Annotated in this window: 18 protein-coding genes and 2 pseudogenes; 9 read left to right on the forward strand and 11 right to left on the reverse strand. The window is 59.8% G+C overall.

Annotated features, from left to right (window positions below):
* Window positions 1-325: 325 nt before the first annotated feature.
* Window positions 326-520: a hypothetical protein gene (locus HP062_RS27300; protein ID WP_010462709.1), complete on the forward strand. Its 195-nt coding sequence runs from the start codon at window positions 326-328 to the stop codon at window positions 518-520.
* Here the strand turns inward: HP062_RS27300 and HP062_RS27305 are convergent, their stop codons facing one another.
* Entirely contained in the window at window positions 521-946 is a 426-nt protein-coding gene (locus tag HP062_RS27305) for a PA3611 family quorum-sensing-regulated virulence factor (protein WP_008153984.1), read from the reverse strand. It abuts the gene before it with no gap.
* 184 nt (window positions 947-1,130) lie between these two features.
* Here HP062_RS27305 and HP062_RS27310 point away from each other — a divergent pair, with 184 nt between their 5' ends.
* The 3 genes from HP062_RS27310 (at window position 1,131) to HP062_RS27320 (ending at window position 3,186) form a co-directional block, all read left to right on the forward strand.
* Window positions 1,131-1,889, forward strand: coding sequence for a tRNA-uridine aminocarboxypropyltransferase (locus HP062_RS27310; RefSeq protein WP_145307539.1), 759 nt, complete (start codon window positions 1,131-1,133; stop codon window positions 1,887-1,889).
* Window positions 1,890-2,097: 208 nt separating this feature from the next.
* Complete coding sequence (gene erdR / locus HP062_RS27315) at window positions 2,098-2,748, forward strand: response regulator transcription factor ErdR (protein ID WP_010462704.1); 651 nt, start codon at window positions 2,098-2,100, stop codon at window positions 2,746-2,748.
* A 75-nt stretch (window positions 2,749-2,823) separates the two neighbouring features.
* On the forward strand, window positions 2,824-3,186 hold the full coding sequence (locus HP062_RS27320) for a diacylglycerol kinase (RefSeq protein ID WP_010462702.1): 363 nt from the start codon (window positions 2,824-2,826) through the stop codon (window positions 3,184-3,186).
* Here the strand turns inward: HP062_RS27320 and HP062_RS27325 are convergent.
* Window positions 3,183-4,109, reverse strand: coding sequence for a LysR family transcriptional regulator (locus tag HP062_RS27325; RefSeq protein WP_010462700.1), 927 nt, complete (start codon window positions 4,107-4,109; stop codon window positions 3,183-3,185). The genes HP062_RS27320 and HP062_RS27325 overlap by 4 nt on opposite strands.
* Window positions 4,110-4,231: 122 nt before the next feature.
* Here HP062_RS27325 and fpr point away from each other — a divergent pair, with 122 nt between their 5' ends.
* The gene (gene fpr, locus HP062_RS27330) at window positions 4,232-5,011 is read left to right on the forward strand and encodes a ferredoxin-NADP reductase (protein WP_003443014.1); all 780 of its coding nucleotides are present in this window, start codon (window positions 4,232-4,234) and stop codon (window positions 5,009-5,011) included.
* A gap of 132 nt (window positions 5,012-5,143) precedes the next feature.
* Here the strand turns inward: fpr and tsaA are convergent, their stop codons facing one another.
* The 6 genes and pseudogenes from tsaA to rimO all read right to left on the reverse strand — a co-directional run bounded on the left by tsaA (window position 5,144) and on the right by rimO (window position 10,360).
* The gene (tsaA, locus tag HP062_RS27335; protein WP_010462693.1) at window positions 5,144-5,842 is read right to left on the reverse strand and encodes a tRNA (N6-threonylcarbamoyladenosine(37)-N6)-methyltransferase TrmO; all 699 of its coding nucleotides are present in this window, start codon (window positions 5,840-5,842) and stop codon (window positions 5,144-5,146) included.
* 184 nt (window positions 5,843-6,026) lie between these two features.
* A pseudogene (locus HP062_RS27340) lies at window positions 6,027-6,796 on the reverse strand (SDR family oxidoreductase).
* Window positions 6,797-6,987: 191 nt separating this feature from the next.
* Window positions 6,988-7,458 carry a DUF1456 family protein gene (locus tag HP062_RS27345; protein WP_083374900.1) on the reverse strand — a complete coding sequence of 157 codons (471 nt, stop codon included), beginning with the start codon at window positions 7,456-7,458 and terminating at the stop codon, window positions 6,988-6,990.
* Between the two features lie 75 nt (window positions 7,459-7,533).
* A complete protein-coding gene (locus tag HP062_RS27350) occupies window positions 7,534-8,244 on the reverse strand; it encodes an rRNA pseudouridine synthase (RefSeq protein WP_172792342.1) in 711 nt (236 codons plus the stop codon).
* A 191-nt stretch (window positions 8,245-8,435) separates the two neighbouring features.
* Window positions 8,436-8,909, reverse strand: coding sequence for an acetyltransferase (locus HP062_RS27355; RefSeq protein WP_010462685.1), 474 nt, complete (start codon window positions 8,907-8,909; stop codon window positions 8,436-8,438).
* 113 nt (window positions 8,910-9,022) lie between these two features.
* On the reverse strand, window positions 9,023-10,360 hold the full coding sequence (rimO, locus tag HP062_RS27360; RefSeq protein ID WP_010462684.1) for a 30S ribosomal protein S12 methylthiotransferase RimO: 1,338 nt from the start codon (window positions 10,358-10,360) through the stop codon (window positions 9,023-9,025).
* A 289-nt stretch (window positions 10,361-10,649) separates the two neighbouring features.
* On the opposite strand from rimO, the gene HP062_RS27365 reads away from it, so the two are divergent.
* Window positions 10,650-12,551 (forward strand): potassium transporter Kup, encoded by a 1,902-nt coding sequence (locus HP062_RS27365; protein ID WP_172792343.1) that lies wholly within the window; start codon window positions 10,650-10,652, stop codon window positions 12,549-12,551.
* A 205-nt stretch (window positions 12,552-12,756) separates the two neighbouring features.
* Here HP062_RS27365 and HP062_RS27370 read toward each other — a convergent pair whose 3' ends face one another.
* Window positions 12,757-13,083: a DUF3077 domain-containing protein gene (locus HP062_RS27370; RefSeq protein ID WP_010462680.1), complete on the reverse strand. Its 327-nt coding sequence runs from the start codon at window positions 13,081-13,083 to the stop codon at window positions 12,757-12,759.
* A gap of 526 nt (window positions 13,084-13,609) precedes the next feature.
* Here HP062_RS27370 and HP062_RS27375 point away from each other — a divergent pair.
* The 3 genes and pseudogenes from HP062_RS27375 to HP062_RS31600 all read left to right on the forward strand — a co-directional run.
* Window positions 13,610-13,900, forward strand: coding sequence for a type II toxin-antitoxin system Phd/YefM family antitoxin (locus tag HP062_RS27375; RefSeq protein WP_145307532.1), 291 nt, complete (start codon window positions 13,610-13,612; stop codon window positions 13,898-13,900).
* Between the two features lie 11 nt (window positions 13,901-13,911).
* Window positions 13,912-14,199, forward strand: a complete 288-nt coding sequence (locus HP062_RS27380) for a type II toxin-antitoxin system RelE/ParE family toxin (protein ID WP_038979200.1) — start codon at window positions 13,912-13,914, stop codon at window positions 14,197-14,199.
* 159 nt (window positions 14,200-14,358) lie between these two features.
* A pseudogene (locus HP062_RS31600) lies at window positions 14,359-14,480 on the forward strand (MarR family transcriptional regulator); the annotation flags it as partial.
* Window positions 14,481-14,576: 96 nt separating this feature from the next.
* Here HP062_RS31600 and HP062_RS27385 read toward each other — a convergent pair.
* Entirely contained in the window at window positions 14,577-15,872 is a 1,296-nt protein-coding gene (locus HP062_RS27385) for a virulence factor family protein (protein WP_172792344.1), read from the reverse strand.
* Window positions 15,872-18,514 carry a bifunctional lysylphosphatidylglycerol flippase/synthetase MprF gene (gene mprF, locus HP062_RS27390; protein ID WP_169856256.1) on the reverse strand — a complete coding sequence of 881 codons (2,643 nt, stop codon included), beginning with the start codon at window positions 18,512-18,514 and terminating at the stop codon, window positions 15,872-15,874. The genes HP062_RS27385 and mprF overlap by 1 nt, the downstream gene beginning before the upstream one ends.
* Between the last annotated feature and the right edge of the window lie 31 nt (window positions 18,515-18,545).

Below are 18,545 nucleotides of genomic sequence, written 5' to 3' on the forward strand. Positions count from 1 at the left end.
GAAAGAAACGTTCGCACAACAAGACACGCGATGGGCAGCCCCTTTCCTGCCCTGAAAAGTGATCGTGAACACTCTGAATCTAGACCCTTGCAGAGATTCTCGCTGCCTTGATCATTGCGCCGCAAAGTCTTTCCTGGCAACCGCTTATTGACGATTTGCAAGGTGAATTCACCGTTCGTCCGAACGCAAGCCGCAGGCCTCGCGCTCTGATTTACTAAGTTACAGGCATGACACGACAACTTTGCGTCAAAGGCAGGGCGCACGGTTCAAGCGGTTTAAGGATTTTTCGCTCAAAAAGGGGCGAGGTGCAGGGAGGCTGGAAGCTATGGCCAGAGTCATTCTGGAAATCGATACGCATCTGTATCGATTACTGAAGTCATCCGCCGAGACCAATCATTTGAGTCTTGAGGAGGAGTGTTGCCGGCGTCTGGAAGGCGCCGAGCGGCGTTCGCGATACTTGCAGGCGTTGGTGGCAGAACTGCGCGCCGAGGATGAACAGCGGCGCGCAAATTCCCGATGATTACTTCTTCTTGGCCGGTGCTGCTTTCGGGCAATCCGATTCCTGATAGCTGGCGGAGCCGACGGAACGGTTGGTCTTCACTTCAGTAAAGTCGTAGCGCATGACTGCGCCCTTGGCCATCAGTTTACGGAACGATGGGTTGTTGCACACAGAGGCGCCCAGCTGGAAATACACGGCTTTGGGGTCGGCGCGCATCTTGTTGGCGTGGCTGCTTTGTACACTCAGGTGGTTGATCAGCGTGTTGCCTTCAACGGTGTAGCCCTGATCAAGAATGTCTTCGTTGATCGCCCGTGGAGTACCGACACTGCTTTGTGTGGCGACGTTTCGCAGTTCTCTGTTGAGATTCTGCTCACTCAAGGACGCAGCCTGAGCGCTGAAGGACGACGCCAGCAAAATGGCAGCGGTGGGAACGATAAGGCGCAGCATGAAACTCTCCTGGTTCAGTGACTGATGGTTCGACCCGTCACATGACTGTGCGTTCAGTGGCGGCGAATTATAGGGGACGAGGCCTGGACGGTACAGGCTTGCGCCGGCCGCTCTGATAAACTGCCGCCACTTTCTGACTTGCCGAGCGTTATTCGTGTCGATTTCCCCTCCGGTGCTGCCTGCGATGAGCCCTGTAACCCCAACCTTTGCTGCAAACGCCGTCGCCCGCTTGCGCGACGAGCGAGAGGAGGAGGGCATCAAGCCGATCCAGGCCCGTGGCTGGAGGGCGCCGCGTTGCCGTGCCTGCCGCGTGATCGAGAGTCACTGCCTGTGCGCCTGGCGTCCGCAGGTTGAGGCCCGCTCCGGCGTGTGCCTGATCATGACTAACAAAGAAGTGTTCAAGCCGAGCAACACCGGTTGGCTGATCGCCGATGTGGTGCGCGACAACCATGCCTTTATCTGGTCACGCACGGAAACGGATCCGCAGTTGCTGGCGTTGCTGGCCGACCCGCAATGGCAACCGTATCTGGTCTTTCCGGGTGAGTACGTCGAGCCTGAGCGAGTGACGAACACGGTCGAAGCCGATAGCACCAAGCGGCCATTGTTTATTCTGCTCGATGCGACCTGGACCGAAGCCCGGAAGATTTTCCGCAAAAGCCCTTACTTTGATCGGTTGCCGATTCTGAGCCTGTTGCCCGAGAAGCTGTCACGGTACCGGTTGCGCCGCTCGACCCGCAGCGAGCACTTGTGCACCGCCGAAGTGGCGGCACTGTGCCTTGATCTGGCGGGCGATACCGAGGCGGCCTCGGCGCTGGACGCTTATTTCGACGTGTTCAGCCAGCATTACCTTGATGCGAAACATCAGCTGGACATGAACGTGGCAACGCCGGCCCACACCGAACTGATGCCTTTCGTGCAGAACGCGGCGCCGGTGGCCTGCTGATTGTCGCCCATACTGCAAAGAACTGTACCGGCCATGCACCTTGACCACCCCGGTTTCGCTGGGCATGCTTGGCGCCGATTAGGGCGCGGCCAAAGTTTGATACGCCGTATTCTTTGCGTGATAGCCACGTAATTGGCGTTGAACGTGCCCTGCTGGTGCAGCTCCGTGGCTGTGCCTTGAGTTGTTTGAAAACAGGATCATTAGAAAAATGGCCACATACGAAATCCTGATTGCCGATGACCACCCTCTTTTTCGTAGCGCCCTGCATCAAGCGTTGACCCTGGGCCTGGGTCCGGATGTCCGTCTGGTGGAAGTGGCAAGCATTGCCGAACTGGAAACCCGGCTGGACGAAAAGTCTGACTGGGACCTGGTACTGCTCGACCTCAACATGCCGGGGGCCTACGGTTTTTCCGGGCTGGTGCTGCTTCGCGGTCAATACCCGCAGATCCCGGTGGTGATGGTGTCGGCTCAGGAAGAGGCCTCGATCATGGTGAAGTCCCGTGAATTCGGCGCCAGCGGCTTCATTCCCAAATCCAGTGACCTGAGCGTCATCCAGAAAGCCGTGCGAGCGGTGCTCGATGGCGATGTGTTCTGGCCGCCTCAGGCGTTCGAAGCCGTCAGTGTCTCCGCTGAAGCCAAGGCAGCCAGTGAAGGCCTTGCCAGCCTGACACCTCAGCAGTTCCGGGTGCTGACCATGGTCTGTGAAGGGCTGCTGAACAAGCAGATTGCTTATGAGTTGAGCGTTTCCGAAGCGACGATCAAGGCGCATGTTACGGCTATATTCCGCAAGCTGAATGTGCGCACTCGCACCCAGGCGGCGTTGCTTCTGCAACAACTTGAGTCAATTTCAAGCCACTAAGCGTTGGCATCTTCACGCTTTTTTGACTTTGGTTGATCTAGCTTTCCCACTCCTTTTTGGTCAGTTGCCCACTCTATGTCACCTTTCAAAGGCCAAACCGGCCTCAAACGCATTCTCAACGCTTCCGGTTACTCGCTGGATGGCCTGCGCGCAGCCTTCACCGGTGAAGCGGCTTTTCGGCAGCTGGTGTTGCTCAATGTCATCCTGATCCCGCTTTCGTTCTTTCTGAACGTCAGTCGTGTCGAGCAGGCATTGCTGATCGCGGTCTGCCTGTTGGCGTTGATCGTCGAGCTGCTGAATTCGGCAGTGGAAGCGGCCATCGACCGCATTTCCCTTGAGTTGCACCCGCTGTCCAAGAACGCCAAGGACATGGGCAGCGCCGCTCAATTCGTGGCGTTGAGCATGATCGGGCTGGTGTGGGCGGTGATTCTGCTTTAAGCGATGCTGGGCAGCACGATCTCGTCGCTGCGCTGAACCCCGGCGGTGAACGCGCGGCACAGGTCGAGGAATTCGCGCATCGCCGAGGTCTGATATTTCTGTTTGTGCCAGATGAAATAGAACTGCCGCGCCAAGTCCAGATCCGGTGTCTCCACCGGCACCAGACTGCCGCGGCGGAACGCATCGCGCAGCGCCAGACGCGAAATACAGCCAATCCCCAGGCCTGATTCCACCGCGCGCTTGATCGCTTCGGTGTGTTCCAGCTCCAGTCGGATATTCAGCGCGCTGCGATGATGACGCATGGCCTGGTCAAAGGTCAGCCGCGTGCCAGAGCCTTGTTCCCGCAGAATCCAGGCCTCGTGGGTCAGTTCTTCCATGCTCGCGCTGCCACGCTGGGCCAGCGGATGCTGCGGCGCGCAGAACACCACCAGCTCATCCTCGACCCAGCTCTGTACCTCGATGTCCGGATGACTGCAATCGCCTTCGATTAGACCCAGATCAATTTCATAGTGCGCGACTTGCTGCACGATGTTGGCAGTGTTCTGCACATGCAGCTTCACCTGACTTTCCGGATGGCGCTGCATGAAGCTACCGATCAGCAAGGTGGCCAGGTAATTGCCGATGGTCAGGGTCGCGCCGACGGCCAGGGAGCCGAAACCGGACTTGCCGTTGAGCAGGTCTTCGATTTCCTTGGCTTGGTCGAGCAGTGCCACAGCTTGTGGCAATAGCTGTTTGCCGAGGGCGTTAAGGCTCAGCCGTTTGCCGGCGCGGTCGAACAGCTGGCAGCTGCACTGACGCTCTAGCTCGGTGATCGAGGTGCTCGCCGCCGATTGCGAAAGGTTGAGCGTCAGGGCAGCACGGGATACGCTTTCCTGCTGGGCGACGGCGACGAATACTTGAAGTTGACGGAGAGTAAATCGCATATCTATATAACCGATAACCCTTATCTTAATAATCCATTTAACAGATATTGTCGCTGCCATTAGAATGCGATGCAATTGCGCACATCAGCGGCGCAGGCAAAATCTCCAGGAGTCCCACGTACATGAGCAACATGAACCACGAGCGTGTCCTCAGTGTTCATCACTGGAACGACACTCTGTTCAGCTTCAAGTGCACCCGCGATCCGGGCCTGCGCTTCGAGAACGGTCAGTTCGTGATGATCGGCCTGCAACAGCCCAACGGCCGGCCGCTCATGCGCGCTTACTCGATTGCCAGCCCGAACTGGGAAGAGCATCTCGAGTTCTTCAGCATCAAGGTGCCTGATGGCCCGCTGACTTCCCAGTTGCAGCATCTGAAGGAAGGCGACGAGATCATCATCAGCAAGAAGCCTACCGGCACCCTGGTGTTGGATGACTTGAAGCCTGGCAAACATTTGTACCTGCTCAGCACCGGTACTGGCCTGGCGCCGTTCATGAGCGTCATCCAGGACCCGGAAACCTACGAGCGTTTCGAAAAAGTGATCCTGTGCCACGGCGTGCGTTACGTCAACGAAGTCGCTTACCGCGAGTTCATCACCGAGCACCTGCCGCAGAACGAGTTCTTCGGCGAGGCGTTGCGTGACAAGTTGATCTACTACCCGACCGTGACACGCGAGCCGTTCGAGAACGAAGGTCGCCTGACCGATCTGATGCGCAGTGGCAAGCTGTTCAGCGACATCGGCCTGCCACCGATCAACCCGCAGGACGACCGCGCCATGCTGTGCGGCAGCCCGAGCATGCTCGACGAGACCAGCGAAGTGTTGAACAGCTTCGGCCTGAAAGTTTCGCCGCGGATGCGCGAGCCGGGTGATTACCTGATCGAGCGTGCGTTCGTCGAGAAGTAAGCACAACGCCTGACGGCTTTGCTTTCCCTGTGGGAGCGAGCCTGCTCGCGATAGCGGTGTATCAGTCAGCATTATTGCCGACTGCCACACCGCTATCGCGAGCAGGCTCGCTCCCACAGTGGTTTCTGGCGTTCAGGTTTTTGCGGGAATGACTTCCAGGACGCGGATGACGCCCGCCTCGGGATAATGCCAGCGCACATCCAGATCCCAGAACTGCGCTCCATATTCCCGCTCAGGTGTAGGCGTCTGGTACGCCGGACGTGGGTCTTGTGCCAGGCATTGATCAATCAGGGCAACCAACGGCTCGCCGAGGCGCTGAGCGTGCTCGTGAGCTTGTTGCAGCGCTGTCTCCGTCCACCGCACAGGAATCAACTGCGGCGCGGCGCTGGCGATGCTGTTGGAGGCGCTGTCGATGATGTCGGCGTAAGGCACGTAGGGTTTGATGTCGAGAACCGGCGTGCCGTCCAAGAGGTCGATACCGGAGATAAACAACCGGTTGGCTTCGACCTTGTCCAGTTTCACCACGGATTGGCCGATGCCATTGGGCCGATGTGTCGCACGGGTGGCGAACACGCCCATGGATTTGTTGCCGCCCAGGCGAGGAGGGCGGACTTTCAGGCGTGGCTTCTCTTCCAGGGCCTGATGAAACAGGAACAGCAGCCAGACGTGGCTGACCTGCTCGAGACCTTGCACCGCATCGCCCTGATCGAACGGCGCCACCAGTTCCAGTACGCCACGAGCGGCCGGGGCCAGCTGAGGCTGGCGCGGGATGGCAAACTTCTCCTTGAAGCAGGAGCGCACGAAGCCGATGGGGGAAACGCTGTAGGTCATGGTTTGGGTCGAGGCGGGATAGGGCGGGCATGATAACCCGGCGGGCCTCAAGGCGGGGGGTGACTGAGCGGGCCTCTTCGCGGGCAAGCCTCGCGCCTACTGGGTTATCGAGCGAACACGGCGTTTGTGTACGCCAAAGAACCTGTAGGAGCGAGGCTTGCCCGCGAAGGCCGCACCGCCAATCTCAGAGACTGAACCCACCATCCAGCGGAATAACATTCCCGGTCATATAAGCCCCGCCGTACTTGCCAGACTGATTGCCAGCGCCGCCATCTCTTCCTCCCGGCCCCAGCGCTTCATCGGAATCAGCGCCGTATCCTCCGCCAGCGCTTGCTCATCGTTACCAATGTGCTGCGTCATCTTGCTCGGGAAGCGCCCCGGCGCAATCACGTTGACGTTGATGTGCTGGCTCACCAGCTCCCGCGCCAGAATCCGCGACAGTTGATGGAGGGCAGCCTTGCTCGGCCCGTAGGCATACGCCTGTTCGCCAAAGGACGAAATCCCCGCCACCGAACCGATGTTGATGATCCGCGCCGGATTCGCCTCTGAACCCGCCTTGCGCAGCAAAGGCAAAAACTGCTGGATGCAGTTGAAGACCGAGGTCACGTTAAGCTGCATGACCTTCTCCCAGCCCTTGACCGGGTAGCTTTCCAGCGGAGCGCCCCATGTGGTGCCAGCGTTGTTCACCAGAATGTCCAGATGACTGATTTGCTCGCCCAGCCGCATGGCCAAGTGCTGCACGCCTTCTTCGGTCGCCAGATTGGCGGCCACGGCATGGCAGGTTCCCAAGGCGCTCAACTCGTCAGCCGTTTGCTGACACGCTTCGGCATCCCGGGCACAGACGTACACGGTGGCGCCGGCCTCGACATACGCCTTGGCGATCATTTTGCCGATACCACGGGTGCCACCGGTCACCAGAGCGGTGCGGCCTTGCAGGGAAAAGTACGGGTGCATGGCGAATCCTGAGAGCTGAGGGTCAATACACCCTAGTCGTCAGCCGCCAGAAGCGGAGCCACTATTTTTGCGAGGAATGAACATCTATACAGATTCGCCTGCGACCGCTCTTGCAGGAGCCTGCTTGCTGGCGATGGCGTTTTGAAGATCGCCATCGCCAGCAAGCCGGCTCCTACAAGAGCGCGGAGCGCTTACTGCGGGCGAACGCGCAGGGTCAGGCCCTTGAGGAAGTTGCGCAGCAACTGGTCGCCGCACGGGCGATAGTTGGTGTGGCCGAACTTGCGGAACAGCGCGCTTAGCTCAGGTTTGGACACCGGGAACTCGGACGCCTTGAGGATCGCGTGCATGTCGTCTTCTTTGAGTTCGAAGGCCACGCGCAGTTTCTTCAGGATGATGTTGTTGGTCACCGGCACTTCGATCGGCTGCGGCGGACGGCTTTCGTCCTTGCCGCGCTTGAAGATCACCAGGCCGTCGAGGAAGTGCGCCATGACTTCGTCCGGGCAGCGCACGAAGCCTTCCTCGTCTTCCTCTTTCTTGTCGAGGTAGGTCAGCAGGTCTTCCAGGGACACGTCCATGCCGCCGATCTTGATGATCTCGATGACTTTCTTGTCGCTGATGTCGAGCATGTAGCGCACGCTGCGCAGTACGTCGTTATGAATCATGGTGTGCAATCCTGATATTCAGCAGTGGGCGCCGCGTAAACAGCGGCGCCGGAATGTGTGGCGGCGTGAAAAGTCTCAGAACTTCTCTTTGCCGGACAGGTAGCGCCATTGCCCCAACGGCACTTTGCCGATGGACACGCCGCCAATGCGGATGCGGCGGATGGCGACGACCTTCAGGCCAACGGCCTGGCAAAACAGGGCGATCACGCCCGGTTGCGGGTTCTTCATCGCAAAACGCAGGCGGTTTTCGTTCTGCCAGCTGGCTTTGACCGGCGGCAGTTCCTTACCTTTGTAGGTCAGGCCGTGGTTCAGGCGGTTTAGGCCGTGAGCCACCATGTCGCCTTCTACCTCGACGACATATTCTTGTTCGATCTTGGCGGAGTCGGCGGTGAGCTTGCGCAGGATCTTCCAGTCCTGGGTGAACACCAGCAGACCGCTGGCGTTGGCCTGCAAGTCGGTGCTGGGGGTCAGGCGCAGGAAGTGGCCCTTGAGCGGACGTTTGCTGAAGCGGTGTTCTTCGCTCAGGGTCTCGGCGCTGATGGTCGCCATTGCGGTTTCCGCGTCCATGCCCACGGGCACGTTCAGCAGGATGGTCACCGGTTCCGGCGCAGTGGCCTTGGCCTCGGGGTCGAGCTCGACTTTCTGGGTGTCGACCTTGAATTGCGGCTCGTCGATGACTTCACCGTCCACGGTGACCCAGCCGCCCTCGATGAACAGCTCAGCCTCCCGACGGGAACAGCCGACGAGTTCGATGAGGCGTTTGGAGAGACGAATCGGGTCAGTCATGACAGGGCCGTAACAAAAAAGGGGTGGGCATTGTACCTGCTGGGCGCTGGTTAATCCCGGCTCCATTTGCCGCAGGTGCTTTTAATGTGGGAGCGAGCCTGCTCGCGAAAGCGTCTTCAGCTTCAACTTCAATGTCGATTGATAGACCGCTTTCGCGAGCAGGCTCGCTTCCACAAGGGTTTCATGTTGTGTCAGCCGTTGCGGGTCTTTTGTTGCGCCTGGCGCAAACGCATGTGCAGCAACGGATAAGGCTGGCCCATGCCATCGACCTCCGAACGACCAATCACCTCGAACCCCTGCTTGAAGTAAAACCCCAAGGCCTGCGGGTTCTGCTCGTTGACGTCCAGCTCGTTGGCGTTCAGGTGTTCCATGGCGTAACGCAGCAACTGCTTGCCCAAACCCTGACCCCGGTGGGCCGGGTCGATGAAGAGCATCTCTATCTTGCCCGCCGCCACCCCGGCAAACCCGGTGATGCGCTGGCGCGAGTCCTTGGTGCAGATCAGCATCACCGCGTCGAGGTAGCGGGTCAGCACCAGGTTCTTCAGCAATTCAATGTAGCTGTCCGGCAGAAAGTCATGGGTGGCGCGCACCGAAGCTTCCCAGACTTGTGTGAGTTCTTCGTAGTCGCTCTGTTTCGGCGTGTGGATGACCGAATGTTGGCGCATGGCCGGTTGCCCCTTTTACCGTGGAGTGTGCGAGTCCTTTCTTCCACAAAACGATAGACCTAAAAAAGCCCCGCATCTCGTCAAGAGAGCAGGGCTTTTCGTATTTTTTGCGTTTAGATCTGTTCAGCCCACAGGTCGTATTCGTCGGCGTCGGTCACTTTGCACCAGACCTTGTCGCCTGGCTTGAGGTTGCTGCCGTTGTCGATGAACACGTTGCCGTCGATTTCCGGGGCATCGAAGAAGCAGCGGCCAACGGCGCCTTGCTCGTCGACTTCGTCCACCAGCACTTCGATTTCACGGCCGACGCGCATTTGCAGGCGCGCCGAGCTGATGGCCTGCTGGTGCGCCATGAAGCGATCCCAACGGTCTTGCTTGACGTCGTCCGGCACGATGGCCGCGTCCAGCAGGTTGGCCGGTGCGCCTTCGACTGGTGAGTACTGGAAGCAGCCGACGCGGTCGAGTTGCGCTTCGGTCAGCCAGTTCAGCAGGTACTGGAAGTCTTCTTCGGTTTCGCCGGGGAAGCCAACGATGAAGGTCGAACGGATGATCAGGTCCGGGCAGATCTCGCGCCAGTTCTTGATGCGCGCCAGGGTCTTGTCTTCGAAGGCCGGGCGTTTCATGGCTTTCAGGACTTTCGGGCTGGCGTGCTGGAACGGGATGTCCAGGTACGGCAGGATTTTCCCGGCGGCCATCAGCGGGATCAGCTCGTCGACGTGCGGGTACGGGTAAACGTAGTGCAAGCGGACCCAGACGCCGAGGGTGCTCAGGGCTTCGCAGAGTTCGGTCATGCGGGTTTTCACCGGCGCGCCGTTCCAGAAACCGGTGCGGTACTTCACGTCGACGCCGTAGGCGCTGGTGTCTTGCGAGATCACCAGCAGCTCCTTGACGCCGGCCTTGACCAGGCGCTGGGCTTCGTCGAGCACGTCACCGACCGGACGGCTGACCAGCTTGCCGCGCATCGACGGGATGATGCAGAAGCTGCAACTGTGGTTGCAGCCTTCGGAAATCTTCAGGTAGGCGTAGTGGCGCGGGGTCAGCTTGATGCCTTGCGGCGGCACCAGGTCGATCAGCGGGTTGTGATCCTGGCGCGGTGGCACGGCGTCGTGCACGGCGTTGACCACTTGCTCGTACTGCTGCGGACCGGTCACGGCCAGCACGCTCGGGTGCACCTTGCGGATGTTGCCTTCTTCGACGCCCATGCAGCCGGTCACGATGACCTTGCCGTTTTCCTTGATGGCTTCGCCGATCACTTCCAGGGACTCAGCCTTGGCCGAGTCGATGAAACCGCAAGTGTTGACCACCACGACATCGGCGTCCTCGTAAGTGGACACGACGTCATAGCCTTCCATGCGCAGCTGGGTAAGGATGCGCTCGGAGTCGACCAGTGCTTTGGGGCAACCCAGGGATACGAAGCCAACTTTTGGATTGGCCGGCGCAGGAGTGGTGGACATGTCTAACCTCGGTATTTGGGACGCCTCCAGCCGAAGACGGCAAGGCGACAGACGGGCGCTATGTTGCGCCTCTGGTCAAAAAGTGCGCAATTCTAGCGATGAGACGCGCACTTGACCAGCTTTATGCAGGGAAATACGACGAGTGCTGCGCTATGCTTCGCGCCTTTACGCTTTACCGATTTTTTACAGTCAATGAAACGTCTGTAACGTCATGTAAAACAGCGCATGCTGCACGGCAAAGCATAGTGCTTCTTATAAGAAGTCCGGGTCTGAGTAGTAGGAGTTTTGGATGGGGCAGGCAAGTAGTCAGGCAGCGGGTGCCGAGCATTCGGCGGCAAAGCCGATCGGCATGCTGGTCGCGGCGGTCGGGGTGGTTTATGGCGATATCGGCACGAGCCCGCTGTACACCCTCAAAGAAGTGTTTTCCGGTGGCTATGGCGTACCGGTCAACCATGACGGCGTGTTGGGCATCCTGGCACTGATCTTCTGGTCGCTGATCTGGGTCGTCTCGATCAAATACATGATGTTCGTGCTGCGTGCCGACAACCAAGGCGAAGGCGGGATCATGGCCTTGACCGCGCTGGCCCGGCGAGCAGCAGCGGGGCATCCGAAGTTGCGGGCGTTGCTGGTGGTGTGTGGGTTGATCGGTGCGGCGCTGTTCTATGGCGACAGCATGATCACCCCTGCGATTTCGGTGCTCTCGGCGATTGAAGGCTTGGGGCTGGCGTTCGAAGGCATCGACCATTGGGTGGTGCCGCTGTCCTTGGTCGTGCTGGTGGCGCTGTTCCTGATTCAGAGCCACGGCACCGCGCGCATCGGCATTTTGTTCGGGCCGATCATGGTCACCTGGTTTGTGGTGCTCGGGGCACTGGGTGTCCACGGCATCTTGCAGCACCCGGAAGTATTGCAAGCGCTGAACCCGGTCTGGGGCGTGCGTTTCTTCACCCAGCATCCGGGCATGGGTGTGGCGATCCTCGGCGCGGTGGTGCTGGCGTTGACCGGTGCCGAAGCGCTGTACGCCGACATGGGCCACTTCGGGCGCAAGCCGATTGCCCGTGCGTGGTTCATCCTCGTGCTGCCGGCGCTGGTGCTGAACTACTTCGGCCAGGGAGCGCTGTTGCTGGGTGATCCGGAAGCCGCTCGTAACCCGTTCTACCTGTTGGCGCCAAGCTGGGCGTTGCTTCCGTTGGTGGGATTGTCGACGATGGCCACGGTGATTGCCTCGCAAGCGGTCATCTCCGGCGCGTTCTCCCTGACCCGTCAGGCGATCCAGCTCGGCTACATTCCGCGCATGCACATCCGCCACACCTCCAGCGCCGAGCAGGGCCAGATCTACATCGGTGCGGTCAACTGGGCATTGATGGTCGGCGTGATCCTGTTGGTGCTGGGCTTCGAGTCCTCAGGCGCCCTGGCCTCGGCCTACGGCGTGGCGGTGACCGGCACGATGCTGATGACCACCATCCTGGTGTCGGCGGTGATATTGCTGCTGTGGAAATGGCCGCCGGTGCTCGCTGTTCCGCTGTTGCTCGGCTTCTTGTTGGTGGACGGTCTGTACTTTGCCGCCAACGTGCCGAAAATCATTCAGGGCGGGGCGTTCCCGGTAATCGCCGGTATCGCGCTGTTCGTGCTGATGACCACCTGGAAACGCGGCAAACAACTGCTGGTGGAACGCATGGACGAGGGTGGCCTGCCCCTGCCGATTTTCATCAGCAGTATCGCCGTGCAACCGCCGCATCGCGTGCAGGGTACCGCCGTGTTCCTGACCGCACGCCCGGATGCCGTACCGCACGCGCTGTTGCACAACCTGCTGCATAACCAGGTACTGCACGAGCAAGTGGTGCTGTTGACCGTGGTCTACGAAGACATCCCGCGGGTACCGTCGAGCCGACGCTTCGAAGTCGATTCCTACGGCGAAGGGTTCTTCCGGGTGATCCTGCACTTCGGCTTCGTCGACGAGCCGGACGTGCCGCAAGCACTGAAACTGTGCCACCTCGATGACCTCGACTTCAGTCCGATGCGCACCACCTACTTCCTCAGCCGCGAGACGGTGATCGCCTCCAAACTCGAAGGCATGGCCCGTTGGCGCGAGGCGCTGTTCGCCTTCATGTTGAAGAATGCCAATGGCAATTTGCGCTTCTTCAATCTGCCGCTGAACCGGGTGATTGAGCTGGGCACTCAGGTCGAGATGTAAGCCCCATTGAAAAGCCCCCGTTGCCAGTGCGGCAGCGGGGGCTTTTTTGTGCCTGGAATCTCGCCCTGAAGGCCAAGAAGGTCCCTTGTGGGAGCGAGCCTGCTCGCGAAAGCGGTGTATCAGCCAACCTTGATAGTGGCTGACACGACGCCTTCGCGAGCAGGCTCGCTCCCACAAGGGGCGGCGGTGTTTCATGTCTGTGCGCTTACTGGCACTCAGGCAGCCCTTCTTCTGATTCGGTCTTCGTCCGGGCCGGTCGCGGCGTCAGCACCTTCACAACATCATCAATCACGGCTTTGCCCATCGCCGTCAGATAGTGAGCGGCCCAGGCGTGGCGGTCGGTGTCTCTTGCGTAGGCAGCATCCTCGGCAAATGATTTGCCGAGGAACAGCAGGTCAGAGGCTTGTGACAAGGCATCAACGATGGGGACGCCGGCGCGGACGTTGAACAGCGCCTGATCTGGGCAGTAGATGAGTGGGGTGTAGCCTATGGTTTTTAATTCTGAGATCGCAGTTGAATCAATTTTAGTCATGGTCATTCTCCAGCATTAGAGGAGTCGCCACGTTCGTTTCCAAGCGAATGGGTGGCGGCTGTACGCAGGTTGGAAACCGGGGACCATAGAACCGGCACGCCCGAAGGCGTCCCACGCACAGCCGCCATAACACCAGGTTCGCAGTCGTTAAAACGTCTGGAATCGAGGTGGAGGTGCTGTTGCGCTGTGATCCGACGGGTTTCCAAGCCCGATCGCTGAATGGTCAGCGACGTCCGGAGAGTATCCCGTCGAAGAAAAACGCAACAAGGCGGCAAAGTGCCCAAACACGAGATTCGGAGTTTGCCTACAAGGTCCGCGGGCGTCTTCCGATATTGCGACACGTTAAGTAAACGACAGCTAAACACTGAGAGAGCGCTTATACGTTGATTGGCTCATTTTTTTGTCGGCACGAATCACGCGGGTTGATAGATTCGCGTTTTTTGCAGCTTGCTGTATGTCGAACTCAACGCAATACTCTGCGTAGAACTGTGTGTTCAAATTTGCATGAATGTGTAGAGAGGTGAGTATGACGGCATTACTGGAGCGTGCTGACCAAGCGATTTCGGTGACTGCGATGGTCAGGGGGTTTAGTGCGAGGCTAAAGGAGATTTCCAGCCGAGCCACCGAGCGGCTGGTCATTTTCAAAGATAATCAACCCGCAGCGGTCATTATCAACGTCGATGCGTATCAGGAAATGCTCGACGAGCTTGAGGACCTTCGAATTGAAGCGGCGGCTCGAGAGCGACTGATTGGTTTTGATCAGGCCAAGGCGGTCAGCCATGACGATATGCGGGCGCGGTACGCCAAGAAAGACTAAAGGAGCTGTGGATGGTTTGGGGCGTTATCTATCATCCGGAGGTTCAGAAGGATCTGGATCTGCTGGGAGCTGTGGCGGCGAACCGCATTCTTGATGTTATCGAAGAGCGGATTATCAACGGTGAGCCGGACAAGAGCGGCAAACCCCTAAGAGCCAGCCTCGCGGGCTGCAGACGGATTCGCACAGGCGATACGCGGATTGTCTATCGCGTCGATGGTAAGGCCATTCAAGTGTTGATTGTCGCAGTCGGGGCCCGACGTGACGAAGAGGTCTACGACGCCGCAGAGCGTCGCCTATAAGTTGTAAGCCCCCGTTGCCGTGAAGGTAGCGGGGCTTTTTTTCTTTCAGACAGTTCTTCTTCAGATTGGTCTTTGTCCGAGCTGGTCGCGAGGTCAGGACCTGTCGAAAGGTCTGACGGCTCGATATTTTCAAAGAAAAAAGTGTCCACGTTTTATGGAATGTGGACACTTGGAGTTTCTGGCTTGATGAAGAGTCAAGACGTTTTGCTTTTGTTTAAGTTCGCCAGCCTGCACGCCCAAGAAGAAAAACGATTTGGGAAATGGAGTCTGAATCGAATTCGACCTAAAGTCCGGCAGCTAGAAGCGCTTCATGTCGCATGTAAAAAAGCCCCCACAACCAAACAGTTGCGGGGGCTTTTTCGTGGGCGCGCCTCAGATCACTCCTGAGCCGTCTCACCCTTGGCCTGACGCTTCTCGATGATGTCCACCAAACGCTTTGCCAGCGCCGGGTAGTTCTCGTCGAAGTGGTGGCCGCCCGGTAGCTTCATCGATTCGCCCACGGCGGTCTTGTCGGTGCAGCCGCTTTCGTCGACTTCTTCTTCACCGTAGATGCACACCACTTTTTCCGGTGGCAGCTTGGCCATTTCCGGGCCGGTGGCGGCTTCTTTGCCGGCGTTGCCGAGCCAGCCTTCGACTTCGATTTCGAAGCTGCCGGTGCGGGCGAAGGCGAGCAGGATGATGGCGTCGACGCGTTGTTGTTCTGCGGGTTCCAGGCGGTTGTAGATCGCTGGCAGGACATCGGCGCCGAACGAGTAGCCGGTCAGGATGAAGCGCTTGGTGCCCCATTTCTGCCGGTAGTGTTGCATCAGCTCGGCCAAGTCCAGAGCGCTTTGCTCCGGGCTCTTGTGCTGCCAGTAGTAGCGCAGGGTGTCGATGCCGACCACCGGGTAGCCGATCTTGGCCATCTCGCCCGCGACGTCGCGGTCCAGGTCACGCCAGCCGCCGTCACCGGACAGGAACAGGGTCACGGTGTCCTTGGCTTGGCCGGCCGGGACTTCGACCACGGGGATTTGCAGGCCGCCAGCGGCTTTGTCGCCGCCGACCAGGAGTTTACGCAGTTCGTTGTTCAGCACTTGCGGCAGGTTGATGTCGTAGTCGCTGATGCTGGTTTCGGCGTTGGCTTGATCGCGCACGAAGCCGGCGCTGGTGTCGTCCGGGTTGTCGTTCCAGGCCACCAGCCAGTGACCGTGAGCGGCACTTTTTGGCAGCAAGTGGGTGCAGCCGGGTTTTTCCAGTGCCAGGTCGACGGAGACAGCCTGGGCCTTGTCGTCCTTCTGCTCGGACAACCAGCGCCACGCCAGCACCGCGCCAGGGCCGATACCGCTGACCAGGGTCGCCGGGCCTTTGAGTTCTCGCAGGCCTGATTGCAGGGCACGACTTTGCAGCAGGCAGTCCTTGGGCAGGATCACCTGAACAATCTGCGCCGAGCCGGTGCGGCTCAGGGTCATCAACTGTTTGTCGCTGAGTTTCTGGTCTTCATTGACCGCCACCAGCACCTGCGCGCGTGGCGTGTTGCCGGGAATGACGCGCGTCATCGCCGTGCCATCAGCCGGCTTCAGCTGTTCGAGGGTCGGTTCGGGGGCCGGGCGCTTCAGGTACCAGTAACCGCCACCGATAATCAGGGCCAACACGACCAGTGTGCCCAGTACGTACCGCAAGGAGCGTTGAATCATCAGCGTTTCACCAATCCAGTCAAGCCGCCCGCAATCAGGGCAGCAGTATCGGCCAGGGCAACCAGCGGATCGAGTCCGGCGGGCACGGCCATATAACGGGGTTCCCAGTCAGGCTGGAATTTGTCTTTGAAGCGGCGCAAGCCTTGGAAGTTGTAGAGCTGCTCACCACGGCGGAAAACCATCGAGCCCAGGCGCTGGGTCAGCGGTGCACCACGCCGGGGTTGCAACCCCGACAGCGGCACCATGCCCAGGCTGAAACGCGCGTATCCATGATTTTTATAATGTTGAATCAGGCCGACCATCATGAACTCCATGGTCAGCTTGGGCGCGTCCGGGTGCGCGCGCATCAGGTCGAGGCTGGCCAGGTCATGGCCGTAAGTCTCGAGCAGGTTGGCAAATGCCACCGGGCGCCCTTCGAAACGAATCACCGCGACGCGGAAATGCTTGATGTAATCGTCACTGAAACGCCCGAGCGAGAAGCCTTTCTCGCGCACGTTCTTGCCGGTCAGCCAGGCATCGGAAATCACCTTGAGCTCATCCATCGGCGCATGGCCCGGTTCAAAGATCTCCAGCGACAACCCATCACGGGTCCCGCGATTCCAGGTGTAACGCAGGTCCTTCATCTCTTTGCCCTTGGCTTCGAGATCAAAACGTTTCAGGTCGACCCGGGCTTCTTCGCCGAGCTTGATCGCGGTCAGGCCGATGTCCATGTAGTACGGCAGGTTTTCGGCGCGCACTTGATAGAACACGGGGCGGGCGTGGTGGACGTCGCAGAGGTCGCGGAACTGCCAGATCATTTCCGCCCGTTGCTGGGTCGGGCCGATCGGGTCGTACAAGGCCACCAGGCTGCGGCCACGGCGGGCGTACATCAGGAACGCCTCGTCGTTGGGATGAAACAGCAGCGCCTTGTCACCGGTCAGGGCGAGGCCGCCGTCCGGTTGGGAGGAGGCCATCAGGATCTTTATGGCGCGATCCAGCTCGTCAGGCGTCGGCAAGTGAATCACCGGGCGCGCGGTGCGCAGCAACCAGGTCAGCGACACGACCACCAGCAGGACGGCGGCCCCCAACAATGAGCGCAAGCCACGCGGAGCGTCGGCGTCGAGGGTGAATTGCCACCAGAGTTGATGGCTGTACGGGACGTCCTGGTACGCAAACAGCAGCAACCAGATCGAGGCGCCGAGCACGCACAGGCTGGAAACCAGATAGAGCGGCGAGAACGGCAATTCAGTCAGGCGACTCGGGCGGTAGAACGAGCGGCGAAATACGCCCAGCAGGCTTGCTGTCAGGGTCATCAGGCAAGCTTCTTCCCAGTCAAAGCCTTTGAGCAGGGAGAGCAGGGCGCCGACCAGCAATAGAATGGTGGTCAACATCCAGGCGGCGGACAGACGTCGACGCAGACCTTGAGCCAGCAACAGGCACAGCACGCCGACCAGACTGGCACCGAAGTGCGAGGCGTCGACCAGGCGGTGCGGGATCAGAAAGCCGATGTGTTCCAGCCGGGTGTCGATTTCCGGGGTGACGCCGGAGAACAGCAGCACCACGCCGGACAGGAACACCAGCACCGCCAGGATCGGCGCCGCCAGACCGGAAGCGGCCCGCAGGGACTGGCGCGACTGAAACAGACGCTGGCCTTCGTTGATCAACAGGAGCACACACGCCACCAGCAGCGGCAGCACGACGTAGATCAGGCGATAGAGCAGCAGCGCAGCGGCCAGTGGTGCGGCGCCGAGCGTGTCGGCGAAGGCGGCCAACAGAATGGCTTCAAATACGCCGACCCCGCCGGGCACATGGCTGAGCACACCGGCGGCCAGGGCTAGCAGGTACACCAGCAGGAACGCACCGAAGGGCGGCGCTTCCGGCAGCAACAAATAGAGCACGGTCGCGGCGGCGGCCACGTCCAGTGCGGTGATGATCAGTTGCAGGAAAGTCAGGCGGCGACCGGGGAGGCGTAAGGTGCGGCGTCCGACCTTGACCAGCAGGTTATCCGGGGAAGGTTGTTCCGGCAGGCGACGGCGGTAGATGCCGATGGCCAATACGCCGAACAGCAGCAAAACCGCCGCGGCAACGCCCCCCAGCAAACCTTCGGACAATCCCAGGGCCGCCGAAGCAGCAGGCAGATTGCTGAGGGTCGCCAGGGCGGCCAGTGGTGGCAGTGCGCAGCCGAGCGAGAGGCTGGCGAATAACGTCATGTGAGCGACATCTGACGCCCCCAGACCGTGCCGTGCATATAAACGGTAGCGGACCGAGCCCCCCGAGAGCATCGAAAGACCGATGGCGTTGCCGATGGCAAATGCCGTGAAGCCCCCCAGCGCAAGAATTCGCGGCGCCAGCGTCACGCCCGCGTAGCGACTGGCGGACCATTCATACCCCAGCAGAATGATGAAGCCGACCACGGTCGCCGCCAATGCGCCCAGCAGTGCCGGTTTAGGGACTTCAAGAATCGAGTCGTGCAAAGCGTACAGATCGAGTTCGCTCAGCAGATGACGACAGGCAATCAGCGCGATAGCGAACAACAGCAGCGTCACCGCCAGGCCGATGGGCTGGCGATATTTGCTGGCCAGATCCAGCAAGCGCAGGCGCTCTGCCTTGATCGGTTGGGTCGCTGTGACGGTGTCTTGTGGATCAGACGAGTTGGCGCGCATCAATCACCTCTTGGATTGTGCGCGACAGGAT

It is taken from the genome of Pseudomonas sp. B14-6 (assembly GCF_013260315.1).
GTDB lineage: Bacteria > Pseudomonadota > Gammaproteobacteria > Pseudomonadales > Pseudomonadaceae > Aquipseudomonas > Aquipseudomonas mandelii.